A 13379-nucleotide genomic window follows, 5' to 3' on the forward strand; every position below is an offset into this window, starting at 1 on the left:
AGACAATGTATTTTGGAATGTTTAAGGATTTAAGAGATTTGAATATGCCGAATAGCTATGATTTTGATTTATATGAAGGTTACTACTCCGAATTTTATGAAGCCGTTGCGGGCCGTACAGACTATGATATACCTCTTCTGCTGGAACAGGCCAGAGGCCACGCCGGGCAGGGCAGAGTTCTTGAACTCGCTTGTGGATCGGGCAGAATCCTGATGCATATGGCGAACCGGGGAATACAAGTAGTCGGGCTCGACTTGTCCGAGGATATGCTCAATATATGCCGCAAGAAGCAGTCTCAATTACCGGCGAGATTGAGAAGCCGGATCGATGTACGGCAGGGGGATATGACCGATTTTGAACTCGGTGAGAAATTTCCGCTGATTATACTGTCTGCGACCAGCATCAGCCTGCTGCGTGAGCTGGAGGATTTCAGACGGATGCTCGGAACAGTAGAGCGGCATTTAGAAGATGGCGGGCGGTTCATTTTTGATTATGTGCTGTCCAACCAGGAACATAACTCCGCCGTGCGTGGGGGAAGGGTGAACGGGATTACGCTGAATCTTGGACCGGAGAACAAGCAATTCGTACTTATGGGCGAGGAAGAAAATCTGGAGAAGCAAAGCGCGGTGATGAATTTTTATGCCGAAGTCATTCAGCAAGGGGAAACGAAGCGCTTCTTCGGCTCCACATTCAAGAAGTTTTTTCCGGAGGAGGACCTGCTGCGCGTGATCGGAGAATCCGCATTCCAACTTGTTGAGACTCGTACCTACAACCTTGAGGGTGAAGGCAATGTGAAATGCCTTGTTCTTGAGAAAGGCGGTCTGCAATGAGTAGTAGCGAGCGGAACCTTGTAACCATTGTATGTGACCCTGAGGCAGCTAACACGGCGGAAACGATAGAAGGCTTGTTGAAGGATCTGGGTGTTGTGACCGAAGTCGTTAGCCGGTTTGAGGATGTGAATCCGGACTCCGAGCTAACGCTGGTCCTCCAGGCGGAGGTCCGGGGGGAAGCTTTTAATACCTATGCTCTTGAGCAAGGAATCACCTGGCTGCCGGTTCAATTCTCGAATTCGGCCGGCAGGATCGGGCCCATCATTGTACCGAATTGCTCTGCATGCTTTGAATGTGTACAGCTGCGGACCCGCTCTCACGGGCTTCCGCTTCTGGAATCGAAGTCTACCATTTTTGATTTGTCCTGGTCTGTACTGAGCGGCATCATTGCGATTGAAGCAGTGAAATGGATTACCCGTCAGACCAACAGCTTTCCGCCGCTGTCGCTGGGTCATATCATTGAGTTTGATCCCTTCCACCTGCAGGGGGATGTGAATCCTGCGTATAAACTGCCAACTTGTCCATCATGCGGAGCGAGACAGCAAGCTCATCTGGCTGCGCAGTCATGGCAAGAGGCAGAACTGGTGCTGGAACCATGAGCCGGGCGCTAATTCGCAGGTCGGGCGCATGGAGTAGAAGTCAATTCGAGACAGGTAATTCAGCTAACAAGGGATTGACGTCAACATTACCGGAGCATTTGAGATTAGCGATCAGCCCGCAGGGAGGAATCGTCAGAGGACTGATGAATATGAGTTCGGACCCTGGTGATCCTCGTCTTTTCCTTAGCTTGGCGACACCGGCTAATCCCCGTTTATTCGGGCAGGAGCAGTATGGCTTGATCGATTTCTTTGCAAGCGGGATGGGGTTTACGCCAGAAGAAGCGAATACCTCCGCAGTGGCGGAAGCCGTTGAGAGGTACTGCGCTGCTTACGTAATTCCGGAGCGCACGGTATTAGCCGCGTGGAATGAGCTTGAAGGGGACGCACTGCATCCGGATGAACTGCCCCTGTTTACTAAGGAGCAATATGAACAGTGGCAATTCCCGTATCGACCGTTCACCGAACAGTCCAGGATTAGATGGATACAGAGCTACAGTCTCACGACCGGGCGCACCAAATGGGTGCCGGCGGCTATAGCCTGGGATTCATATATTCCTCAGAGCGGAGATGAGGAGTCCATATGTTTCGGTTTAATGACCGGCTCAGCTGCAGGCAGCACGAAGGAGCAGGCCATGATTTCGGGGCTGCTGGAAATTATCGAGCGAGATTCGTTTATGATCATGTGGTACAACTCGCTTTCCCTGCCACGGCTGGATATTCTTGAAACGCCAGTATCCGAGCAGTTCAAAGAGTTACTCGATCCATCAAAATTTACCCTTTCCGTTGTTGATACGACAAGTGATATTGGCATTCCATCCGCTTTCGGTCTGCTGACAACCAGGGATGGTAAAGTTTCCGTAGGCGGTTCGGCCCGCCTGTCGATGGAAGACGCCGTACGAAAAACATTGATGGAAATCAGCCAGTTGTTTATCGGTAACAAGGCGCAGATATATTCCAAGACGCTGCCTTCTCTGCTGCCGCATCAAGTCACGGATTATGGCCTGAGGCTTCCTTATTATGAACAGCCATTTGCCAATGAAGAGCTGGCATTCACGGTCGCTTCTGATGAAATTCGAGGAATTCACGAGGATGCTTCTATCGCATTGGCCCCTGAAACCGATCGGCTTCAGTACATTGTCGATTGTCTCAGCAAGCGTGGACTAGAGGTGTTGTGTGTAGATGTAACGACCGATGATGTTCGTCAGCTCGGACTCCATGTCGTCAAAATGATCATTCCTGGCACAGTTCAGCTGCCTCGCAGTGAGCAAGAGCGTCTCGTGACGAGCGACAGAATCTACAAAACACCAGTCGAGCTTGGGTTGCGAAGTGAACCGATCAGGCCAGAGGATCTGAATAACAGTCCGCATCCGTTTCCTTAATGCTGCAGGACTATATTATAACGATGAGGACGTGATATATATGCAGATCAAATATATGGATTGGCGGTCTGATCAGGAGGTCGAAGAGGAGCGTCTTGCGCTGACTTATCATCATAACTCCAATCTGTACCCGCAGTTTGATGTGTTAACCCGCTCGCGGATGAAGATGCTGAAGAGGCTATTTTCACAAATGAATCAGACGGTTACACCAGCCAAACGGTATTATGCCTCACCGCGATATAGTATGAAAAAGCTGGATCGAAAGGAACATCCCTTCATTGCGAACTTGGCAAACCGCTTGGATGAATTGCAGGAGAATGTGAAGCCGTACAAGGACTTTGAGAGCTTGAGGGAGCTTGGTGCGGCTCATTCGCTCGATAGTCCGGACATCTACCTTCTGTCTAAGAACCGGATAAGCCAAGAGCTTGAGTTATTCTACTGTAGCCCTGCCGAGGGATATATTGAGTTCGTTAAGGGCCCGATTGACCCCAACTGGCATGAGGCGGCATTCGATCCGGGCATGGGAGTTCAAGAAGGCGATGGCGCAGTGTTTATTACCGCCAATCTTCACCGATCGATGAAATTGTTTGGTGAACGCGGATATCGCCTGAGCTTGCTTGAAGGAGGGCGGTTAACTGAGCGCTTGCTGCAATGCACGAAGGAAAGCGGCAGCAAAGTTTCTCCGCTGATGACTTTTTATGATAAGGCGGTCCATGAACTGCTTGGAATTGACGGCTACTATGAGGTTGTATTATCGGTTCTTACATTTCGGGAGGAGGAGTTAATATGTACGAATATAAATTTGTGAAAATTGAGCTGAAGGGTTTTCTTGAGAATAAACCACTGAAGGATTATCAGGAGATTATCCATGAGCATGCTAGGCAGGGCTGGAGACTGTTTCAAATTTTTGCTCCGAGCACGCAAGGTTTTGGTACGGCTAATCATTTCGATTTAATATTTGAACGGCCTGTCCAGTCCTAACGGATGGAACAGCAGTTGCTTTCCATACGGATTCGGGAAGAATCCAGCGAGCCGCTATATGTGCAAATTCGGGATCAACTGAAAGGCTTAATTATAAGCGGCAGTCTGTCCCATGGCGACCTGCTCCCTTCTCTGCGGGAGCTTGCCGGGCAGCTTGATTGCAGTCTGATTACCGTTCGCCGGGTGTATGGCGATCTTGAAGGAGAGGGACTTCTTCTTGTAAAGAAAGGGATCGGTACATTTGTGAACTATGACCCCAGTAAGATCCGAACATGGGGCGAGCGGCAAGTGCTCCGCGCTTTCCAGGAAGCTGTACAGATCGGTAAAATGTATCATTTCAACTCGAACCAGATGGTGGACATATTGGATCGGCTGCTAATTGAAGAGGGGTGATCAGCGAATAAAACGCCTTTATGGCGTTTTTTATCGTTGTTAAATGCATCGAAAAAAAGGAGAAACTTCATAGTTATGGAATATATTAAGTAAATGGAAGAAAATATAATTTCTGTGCAGGGAGGTTCTCAATTGGAGAGATGTGGGGAAATGATAGAGGCGGAGCTGCGTAGCAGTTTGCAGAACTATTTTCATATGACGAAGCTGTATGAGCATGCCATATTATGTCTTGAAAATAAGCTTCAGGAATCCATGCTGTTAGGTAAAATGACGGTGCTTCATTACCGGATGTTCGGCGGTACGGATCATGAGGATATTTATCGCGTAGCTGCTGCTGCCGAGATGATGATGCTCAGCCTGGACATCATTGACGATATTCAGGACAAGGATAATGAGAAAATGGTTTGGAATCAGTTTCCCCCAGAAATTGCTCTGAATATCGGAATTGGGCTGCTTACTCTCCCCGTAGAAATGATCCTCTCAACAAGCTTTCCTCCTGAACGTAAGCTGCAGGCAGCCCGGGTGTTAAGTCAGGAGGTCCTGATTGCGATCAACGGACAAATGAGGGATCTGTTCAATGACATACATACAGAAGAAGATTACATGATCATGGTATCTCAGAAATCCGCTGCCCTGTTGGTTGCAGCCAGCATGCTCGGCACGGTTCTGGCTACCGGGGAATGGATCGAAGGGGTGAAGCTTTATACAGAAGAGCTGGGAATCGCTGCGCAAATCAAGAATGATATTCGCGATCTGCTCAATTGGGATCATAAAAATGATTTTGTTAATCGCAAGAAAACACTGCCCACCCTGTACTTGCTGCAATCCGTCTCGGATAAAGATCGTTGGATTGTAGATTATTATGAAGGGCGTCTGCTGTTTGAGGATATTATGCAGCGCAAGAGCGAAATAGAGAGTTTGATCGAGTCGACAGGAACGCTGTTGTATACGTCAGTTCGCATGAAAACGCATTATTACCGCTATTTAGAGCTGATCGAGCAGCTGAATGTGGAGCCGCATTGGAAAGAACAGATGCTTGCTTTCGCTGAATAGATTGAAAATACATTAGATCATCCATCACCGCAACCTGCCACCGCAAATCCACGCAATATACCGCAATTCTGTTAGCGGGAAATACGGAGGATGTTATCGTTTCCAACATATGGGTGCCCTGTTATATTGGTTTTAAGAAGAGCGTATTCAATAATAAAACCAATATGGAGGGATTTATAATGTTAAAGGAATTCATTCAAGCATTGGTGCAAGACGCAGGATCGATGATGAAGGTTCAATCGGGTCAGATTCAGCTGGCGGGGATTAGTGGTGTGGAACAGAAGGCTTTGATGGATGTGCTTCGTGTCAAGGGTGATATAAGCAAGGAACCGATGAAAGCAATGTATTGGAGCTAATTTACCAAGTACTAAAAGTTGCTAGAACGACTAACAATTGCGAGGGATCTCCATTGGCATATAAATATAAGATTACAGCATTGATGATACTCATTAGTGTCCTTGCAGGTTATTTATCGATTTCGATCCTTAAGTTTCCGATTATTGGAGCTGACGTGACAACAAATAGTCAAGGCCAATACATAGTGAAGGACACCCCTGAAGGGTATTGGTGTTACGGCAAATTGATGGTTGGAGATATTATCGTCGAAATCGATGGGAAACCTGCGGCGGACTTCTATTCCGTCAAGTTGTACGATGTAATTGAAGGAGCTTCTTCGATTCTTCTAAGCCGCCCAGGGAACGGCAGTGAATTACTAGACATTTATCTTGAAGTGGATAAAGGCCTAAAATCCGATGAACTGGTATTGCAGCTAGTTCTACCGCTGACTGCGGTCCTTATATTATCCATCTTGTCTCTTATTGTCTATAGACATAAGAAGGGCGACAAAGCAGCAATACAGCTCATCCTGTTTTTTATGTCTATTGGTATCGCTTATTTAAGTTCTTTTTCTTCAGGCAGAGCAGACCCGGTAGGGAGACTTGCACTAACTGTATCCTTTGTTCTTGTACCGGTATTTTTCATTTTATTTATGAACCGATATCTTGATCGTTATCATGAGAAATTTGTTAATCGGCGATGGCTAAATATCCTATTCGGGATCATTCTGGTTTCGATCAGTTTGGAGCTCAGCAATCTTATACTGCATAATATTCCTAGAGGGATCATTTCGATTCTCAAATTGGTGTATTTCTCCGCAATTAATATACTTATCATTTATAAATTGATTGAGAAGTTTACCAAGCATCGCTATGGACCTCTGCGTTCCCTGTTTAAGCTGACGCTAGTTGGGCATGTTACGGGCTTCTTTCCATTTATCTTTATGTATGCTGTCCCTGAGCTGTTTGGCCAGTATATTATACCGTCACATATCGCAGCCATATTCCTGTTGACCATTCCAATTGTTTACTTGTATATGTTCACAACTAAGCAGTTGTTCGATATTGATTTTTTGATTAGTCGTTTTCAATATTATGCAAGCCTATCGTTTTTACCAACGCTATTATTATCCGTGATGGCGGCCATTATTCTTAGTCAGAATAATTACTCTTGGGTAAATTGGGTTCAGCTATTTCTGGCCAGCTATCTACTCCTTATATTGTTTCTATTCGTGAAGGAATATGCAGATCGCCGATTAAGAGGGCGTATTAACAAGGATTTGCATAATTATCAAGGAAGTCTTAATCGGTTTTCGACCCAAATATCGAGAGTAATGAACCGGTCGGATCTGGAACGAGTGCTCGAGCAGGAAATTTGCCAGGTGCTGCCGGTGAGGGATGTATCCTTCTTCGACATTCAGATGGATCAACTGAAGCATGTAAGTTTGGAGAAATCACTGATGGATCTGCGGGATTCGATCATAGCATCTTTTCATAAAACCTCTCAGCAGTTATCTATCGGCAAGATTGTCCCTGTGGATCGTGGGATCTGCATCGTGATTGGCATTAAAGGCAGTGTCCTTCATATATTGTGGCTGGATAATAAAGATAATCAGACCAGGTACAATACCGATGAACGTGCATGGCTGAAAACACTGGCCAACTATAGTGCCATCGTATACGAGAATCTATATTTAATAGAAAGCCTAATCGAAGATTTGGAGGAAGAGTTTCAGAGGAAAAAGGGATCCTCCACATCCCCTTGGGTGTTAAGACTCATATTTCGATTATCTGAGAAGGAGCGGCGGAAGCTGGCATCCGACCTTCATGATTCGGCCCTGCAGGATCAACTGCTCTGGTATCGTCAACTGGAGTCCGTTATGACGGATTATGAAATGTCGGAGGATTTGCAGCTCAAACTATGGAATATCCGCGAGGGATTACTCGATGTAATTCACCAGATCAGAGAAACATGCAATGAATTACGCCCTCCATTACTGCAAGAGATGGGCATCGTGGAGGCGCTGAACACCTTGTTCGAGCAGTCACAGATTCGCAGCAATTATGTCGTGGATTTCCAGGCAGATAACTTTAAGGTTAAGTTGAACGATGAACAAATGCTCGCTATTTTTCGTATTGTGCAAGAGCTTCTTCGTAACGCTGGCAAACATGCACAGGCTTCTAATATATTCATTACGCTGGAGGAAGACGAGGGAATTTGCCTGTCTTATAAAGATGACGGTGTCGGACTTAAGTTGGAGGATTTGAAGGATTCTTATCATCATATGGGCTTGTCGGGCATTAAGGAAAGGGTGCATAGCCTGGAGGGCAGCATCCGCTTCAAATCTGAAATGGGCCAGGGGTTAGAAGTGAAGATTACGCTGCCGTTGGAGTCACCGAGTATAGACATGGAAAGTGAGGAGGATAAAGATGATTCGAATATTACTGGTGGATGATCATCCCTCTGTTGGTGAGGGAACGAAGAATATGATTGAACAGGATACGGAAATGCAAGTAACTGTACTTATGTCAGGGATGGAGGCTCTGGACCTCGCTGCCGAAGAAAACTATGATGTGATGTTGTTTGATTTGAATATGCCTGTCATTAGCGGAATTGAACTTACGAAGCGGATGATTAAAATAAATCCTGAGAGTCGAATCCTCATTTATACAGGGTATGAGATCAGCCCGAATTTCAATATGTTAATTGAATCCGGGGTCAGCGGGGTTGTCAGCAAGACGGCAAGCCGGGAGCAGCTGCTAAATGCAATCCGATGCGTGATGCGGGATGAAGCGGTGATTCCGGTCTCGCTGTTACGTCAGCTTCGGCGCAGAGAGGTGCGTCTGAATCAAGGAACAAATGAGAAGGTGATGGAGGAAGTGTCCATCAATGAACGCGAACAGGAGATACTGCAGGAAGTGGCCAGCGGCAGCAGTAACCGGGATATTGCATCCAAGCTGCTGATGAGCCAGCGAACAGTTGAATATAACTTAACGCGAATTTTTGAGAAGCTGGGCGTACGCTCCCGATCGGAAGCGATCGTCGAGGCTAGAAGATTGGGCCTGATTCGTTCTAGCGAGTTTGTATAAGATCGAGGAACAGAGCAACCGGTCAATGATGGTTACGGTGACATACCGACATCATTGACCGGTTTTATTTTATAACCCTCTAACCCCGCAATTAGGCGGTAGGACTACATCAATTTTATTGGAGTCTCACCGATTCATATCATGCTGGTTCAATCAATAAAGCTATTCCTTAAACAGCACCAACTCTTCTTCCTTGACCCTCCAATTTCTCGTTCCATCTCCGAACATATTGGATTCTTTGTCATATATGACTGCCTGTGCAGCCAGCGTTTCGTTAAGATTGGCTGCAACGATATGACCATCTCTAAGCTTGTAAATGGAGGTATCGGCAGCAGTGCCAACCGACGCAACAATGTAGTTAATCCCGTTTTGGTCAATATCTGCTTCCACCGTATGCGCTTCGATTCGCAGTGATATGGGGGAGCTTATATCCGGGTGGATGTAGTAACTTATGGGGCAATTAGCTCCACATGCTCCGCTAACTTTTATATAAGTTTGATCCAGTGCCTGAACCTGGCTGACTGTATATTGTTCAGGATCAAGCGCAGCGTAACCAACTTGTCCAATTTCTAAGAGCTTCGTATCTATCTGAATAGCCGCACGCACATTTTCCTCATCTAACCCTTTTTCTTCATAAAAATATATCGTATATTCATCAATCTTTTGCTTGTTTATGACGTTAGTCAAATCGGTTGTACTTATACTCTTTAGAGGTTCCTCAAGCTCCACCTCCTTGAAATGGAGAGAGTATGCCTCAGGTTGTTGTTCCTCTATGCCAGAATCGTCCGAATCAGGAACTTGAATGGCTGAATCCTGGGTGGGAACATCCGTTGCCTGACTGCAGCCGGCGAGGAGGCAAGCTATGATGATGAATGCGATACCTAAGCTTTTCATTTCGTGTTCACCCTATTCTATTTTTATTAATGAAGAAATGAAGTTAAAGAAGAACAAGCGTGCCGCTGTCCTTGATCTTATTGCGGATCGCAGCATATCTCTCGAGATCGTCTGGATTCAGATCAGATTGTATATGCTCCATACTTGTGCAGCACCTTACGATGTTGATTGCATTATTGTTGGTATAAGAGAATTCTAAACTATCCAGCATATATTGCAGACCCTTTCGTTTGTTGTTCTTCCGTATATAATACATACCGACATCTGCTAGGAAGCTGGCAAAACGGTCATTCATTAGATGCTCGGTGTAACCGCCAATGGGTTCTTGCCGCTTGAGATGAGCCCTGATCAGGTGTTCAAATCTATCAAGATATTTATCGATTTCAAAATGGTATAGATTCGCTGCTTTGATGATTCTAAATAACCCCTTCAAAACTTCATTCTCCCTTGAAGAGATAAACTCGATATAGGGCTCCAGTACGTCAATATTACCCTTCATGAGCTCATACAGATAACGGTTGCCTCTAGCCCAAACCCGGAACTTCGCTTTGATCCGCTCGGCCGTTTCGTCTGACTCGATAATCCAGCTCTGATCCTCGTAACAGGATAAGTGATAAATTGCTTGATCATAATCATCGTTATATTCGGCTATGGTGCCTAACAGTAAATCAGAGTACAAAATATATCCAAATAACTGCTTGGCTGGTTCGGTCCGTTTTCTATGAGGTCTGGAAGTATCATGTTTCCTGGCATACAACATGCGGGAGATGCGTCCCATTTCCTGGGTATAGTACTTTGCTTTATACCATTTGCGTAAGGATAACCATGTATCGGCTAGATCTTTTAACGCATCTAATTGCACCCCTTCCGGGAGCCGTTTAATATAAGCTTCAAATTGTATCGTGCAGTTCAGATTATGCTCCTGGTCCGAATTTAGAGAACATAGAAAAATCCGATATTGGCACAAGGCCAATCGCTCGGCATGCTGGTGCTTTTCGCTCTCTGCCACTTTTTTGTACAGAATTAAGGCGGCTTCCCGTTTCCCGTTATGATATAGCGTTTCTGCGCTATCAAAGAGCAGCGATGAATATGCCGGATTATCTATAATTCGATCAACGGCCTGATCGATACAGCTGAGTTTCCCCAGCTCGGCACATCGCATGATGAAGGGCCCAAGCCTTCTCCAATTTGGTGTCGATTCATGTACATATAAAGAATAAAAGATTCCCTCTTCCATGTTCATCGCTTCCGTAATCCGATCCAGGCTTGATACGGAAAGGGGCTGGTTGCCATTAATGAAGCGGCTGAGCGTTCCCGAATTGATACCCGATTTCATGGCAAACGAGGAGAGGCTGAGCTTCTCCTTCTTCAAGTACCGTAACACATCCGTACTAATCGTTCTATCTACAGATATCAATGACCTCACCCCCTAGCCCATATATTCCATATTCAGGAAAATGACGTATATAAGTAATCTAATGCATTTATACGTGATGGGTCAATACTTAACTGTTAATTTTGCTGGAAATGCCAATATAAAATGAACAAAGTATGGATGAATCTGAAGAGGTTAATGGGAACGTTCCTTTTTTACGTGGTAAAATAACATATTATAAGCACATATTGGAGGTATCTTCATTGATCATTCAACTGGGCAATTTCGAAGTGAGTTCCGGACAATTGGTTGTCGCGGATCCTTGTTATGAATTGGATGCAAACACGGTCATTATGGGCCTGCTGGAGTCTGTTATGGATGGGACATGGGTCTCTGAAGTCGAGAAGGTGGAGATCCCGGACTGGGGCGAAGCCAATGCCAAGCTAACCGCTTACCATCTATCTGCTGCCGAACAGGGAGAGTTTCTGGAGTGGATCAAATGTCCTTTTGTGGCAGGGGTGGACAGCGGACAAGCAGGTATTTTTGATAAGCCAAAGTTCCGAATTCCTGACACAGACGCGTCGTCGGACAGTACAGATACCGCATGGTATTATGCCTGCAGCGATATTACCGAGAGCGGGGAAGAAGCAGGTGTTCTCGATGGCGGCGTTGTGTCTCGTACTGGCATGGGCGACGGCGCATACGGCGTATATAAGGCAGTAAATCAGCAGGAACAAGTGGTTGCCGTCAAGATTGTGTTTATTAAGCGTTAGTTGTTTAAAGAATTCTTTCCCAGGGGTTGGGGCAAGATATGGTTTGGAACCGCGTCTGGCAAGCCAGAAGGGGTTGTTCCTATCACAATTCCGAGGGAGTGAGATGGATGGCTAACAATAACGAACGCAATCAAAGAACTGATTCTGAGCGCGACAATAACGACAAGGGTGTCAACGCTGGAGAAGCTTTGGGAACTGCAGGTGGTGGCGTTGCGGGTGCTGCTGTAGGCTCCGTTCTAGGTCCAATTGGTACCATTGCAGGTGGTGTCGCAGGGGCAGTATTGGGTAACAAAGCTGGCGATGCTGCAGAAAATGACGACAAAGAATCAAAATAAAAAGACCTTAGCAAGACCTTCTATGCGAGTCAGCATAAGAGGAACCCGGGGTCCGGTGACCTCCATCATGTTGGCTCATATTAGGTAAAGAACCGCGCATCCGCGCGGTTCTTGAATTTTACGAACAGCTTCTGTTTCCCCTCTTAATATGCTTAATAGAGTGGTATCAGATAGCATCTATAATTGTAGCTGTAACAGCCCGCCTATGGTACGATATGAAGGATCGCGAAGCGATTAAGCTGGCAGATCATCATGGGATCATAGACATGGGATAGGGGAGTAACAACTTGAAGACATTTAAGAAAGTTTACATAGAGATTACGAGTATTTGCAATTTGGCCTGTCACTTCTGCCCGCCGACGGAGCGCAAGGCTAACTTTATTAAGGTAGAGGATTTTGCGAGAAGATTGGATGAGATCAAGCCGCACACCAGCTATATCTACTTGCACGTGAAGGGGGAGCCTTTGCTCCATCCGAAGATCGACGAGCTGCTGGACATTAGCCATGAAAAAGGGTTCAAGGTCAACATCACGACCAACGGCACGTTGATCGCGAAGAACCGGCACAAGCTGCTGGGCAAGCCAGCCTTGAGACAGATGAACTTCTCGCTCCACAGCTTCGATGGACACGAGGGTTCTACGAACCGTGAGGGATATCTAAGGGATATTCTATCTTTTGTCCGCGCGGCCGAGGAGCATAAGGTGATCTTCTCCTTCCGTTTGTGGAACCTGACCCAGGATAACCAAACGAACCTGGAGAAGAGCCGCAACCGTCAGACGCTTGAAATTCTGGAGCAGGAATTTAATCTGGACTACCGGATCGAGGAGAAGGTTGAGCCGGGTGGCGGCGTGAAGGTTGCCGAGCGCATCTACCTGAACCAGGATTACGAATTCCAATGGCCGAGTCTTTCGGCACCGGAAGATGACGGCAAGGGCTTCTGCCATGCGCTTCGCAGCCAGGCAGCCATCCTGGTCGACGGAACGGTCGTACCGTGCTGTCTGGACGGGGAAGGGGTTATCAATTTAGGCAACATCCATCAGAAGTCGTTCTCGGATATCGTTGACGGTGAGCGGGCAAATAACCTGGTGGAAGGCTTCTCACGCCGGGAAGCTGTCGAGGAGTTATGCCGGAAATGCGGGTATCGGCAGCGGTTCGGAGCTTAACCAAGGATTGACCAAGCACAACTGCAAAAGTGATTTAAATGGTTTGATGCAACCATCTGCAGAGAATCGCGCCTAATCCAGTCCAGAATTATCATTCCTCATTTTTGGTGGAAATCTGTCGTGAGCGGCGATTTATGAAATACTGCAGTTCAACAAAAACACAGCCTCTGTTCGCAACG

15 protein-coding genes are annotated in these 13379 nt (G+C 46.4%); 13 read left to right on the top strand and 2 right to left on the bottom strand.

The window, feature by feature from the left end; genetic code table 11:
• The first annotated feature begins 5 nt into the window (after positions 1 to 5).
• From mpaM to AM231_RS01085, 10 genes are all read left to right on the top strand, one after another.
• A complete protein-coding gene (gene mpaM, locus AM231_RS01045) occupies positions 6 to 830 on the top strand; it encodes a daptide-type RiPP biosynthesis methyltransferase (RefSeq protein ID WP_054400922.1) in 825 nt (274 codons plus the stop codon).
• Positions 827 to 1429 carry a TOMM precursor leader peptide-binding protein gene (locus AM231_RS01050; protein ID WP_054400923.1) on the top strand — a complete coding sequence of 201 codons (603 nt, stop codon included), beginning with the start codon at positions 827 to 829 and terminating at the stop codon, positions 1427 to 1429. The genes mpaM and AM231_RS01050 overlap by 4 nt, the downstream gene beginning before the upstream one ends.
• Positions 1396 to 2808, top strand: a complete 1413-nt coding sequence (locus tag AM231_RS01055) for a YcaO-like family protein (RefSeq protein ID WP_165593360.1) — start codon at positions 1396 to 1398, stop codon at positions 2806 to 2808. Before AM231_RS01050 ends, AM231_RS01055 begins: the two co-directional genes overlap by 34 nt.
• A 40-nt stretch (positions 2809 to 2848) precedes the next feature.
• Positions 2849 to 3616, top strand: coding sequence for a nitroreductase family protein (locus AM231_RS01060; RefSeq protein WP_054400925.1), 768 nt, complete (start codon positions 2849 to 2851; stop codon positions 3614 to 3616).
• Entirely contained in the window at positions 3595 to 3789 is a 195-nt protein-coding gene (locus tag AM231_RS01065) for a DUF4177 domain-containing protein (RefSeq protein WP_053489769.1), read from the top strand. Before AM231_RS01060 ends, AM231_RS01065 begins: the two co-directional genes overlap by 22 nt.
• A 3-nt stretch (positions 3790 to 3792) precedes the next feature.
• Positions 3793 to 4182, top strand: a complete 390-nt coding sequence (locus AM231_RS01070; protein WP_082341522.1) for a GntR family transcriptional regulator — start codon at positions 3793 to 3795, stop codon at positions 4180 to 4182.
• A gap of 132 nt (positions 4183 to 4314) precedes the next feature.
• Entirely contained in the window at positions 4315 to 5235 is a 921-nt protein-coding gene (locus AM231_RS01075; RefSeq protein ID WP_165593361.1) for a polyprenyl synthetase family protein, read from the top strand.
• 179 nt (positions 5236 to 5414) lie between these two features.
• On the top strand, positions 5415 to 5591 hold the full coding sequence (gene comX, locus AM231_RS28940) for a competence pheromone ComX (protein WP_165593362.1): 177 nt from the start codon (positions 5415 to 5417) through the stop codon (positions 5589 to 5591).
• A gap of 53 nt (positions 5592 to 5644) precedes the next feature.
• Positions 5645 to 8026 (top strand): sensor histidine kinase, encoded by a 2382-nt coding sequence (locus AM231_RS01080; protein WP_054400927.1) that lies wholly within the window; start codon positions 5645 to 5647, stop codon positions 8024 to 8026.
• Positions 8001 to 8660 carry a response regulator transcription factor gene (locus tag AM231_RS01085; RefSeq protein WP_054400928.1) on the top strand — a complete coding sequence of 220 codons (660 nt, stop codon included), beginning with the start codon at positions 8001 to 8003 and terminating at the stop codon, positions 8658 to 8660. The genes AM231_RS01080 and AM231_RS01085 overlap by 26 nt, the downstream gene beginning before the upstream one ends.
• Positions 8661 to 8822: 162 nt before the next feature.
• On the opposite strand, the gene AM231_RS01090 is transcribed toward AM231_RS01085, so the two are convergent.
• Together AM231_RS01090 and AM231_RS01095 are read right to left on the bottom strand one after the other, a co-directional pair.
• The gene (locus tag AM231_RS01090) at positions 8823 to 9554 is read right to left on the bottom strand and encodes a hypothetical protein (RefSeq protein ID WP_054400929.1); all 732 of its coding nucleotides are present in this window, start codon (positions 9552 to 9554) and stop codon (positions 8823 to 8825) included.
• A 43-nt stretch (positions 9555 to 9597) separates the two neighbouring features.
• Positions 9598 to 10971, bottom strand: a complete 1374-nt coding sequence (locus tag AM231_RS01095; RefSeq protein ID WP_054400930.1) for a helix-turn-helix domain-containing protein — start codon at positions 10969 to 10971, stop codon at positions 9598 to 9600.
• A gap of 221 nt (positions 10972 to 11192) precedes the next feature.
• On the opposite strand from AM231_RS01095, the gene AM231_RS01100 reads away from it, so the two are divergent.
• The 3 genes from AM231_RS01100 (at position 11193) to AM231_RS01110 (ending at position 13200) form a co-directional block, all read left to right on the top strand.
• A complete protein-coding gene (locus AM231_RS01100) occupies positions 11193 to 11702 on the top strand; it encodes a DUF4241 domain-containing protein (protein WP_054400931.1) in 510 nt (169 codons plus the stop codon).
• Between the two features lie 107 nt (positions 11703 to 11809).
• On the top strand, positions 11810 to 12037 hold the full coding sequence (locus AM231_RS01105) for a hypothetical protein (protein ID WP_054400932.1): 228 nt from the start codon (positions 11810 to 11812) through the stop codon (positions 12035 to 12037).
• 287 nt (positions 12038 to 12324) lie between these two features.
• Positions 12325 to 13200: a radical SAM/SPASM domain-containing protein gene (locus AM231_RS01110; RefSeq protein WP_054400933.1), complete on the top strand. Its 876-nt coding sequence runs from the start codon at positions 12325 to 12327 to the stop codon at positions 13198 to 13200.
• Positions 13201 to 13379 lie beyond the last annotated feature (179 nt).

The organism is Paenibacillus solani (assembly GCF_001277345.1).
In the GTDB taxonomy this organism is placed as follows: domain Bacteria; phylum Bacillota; class Bacilli; order Paenibacillales; family Paenibacillaceae; genus Paenibacillus_AQ; species Paenibacillus_AQ solani.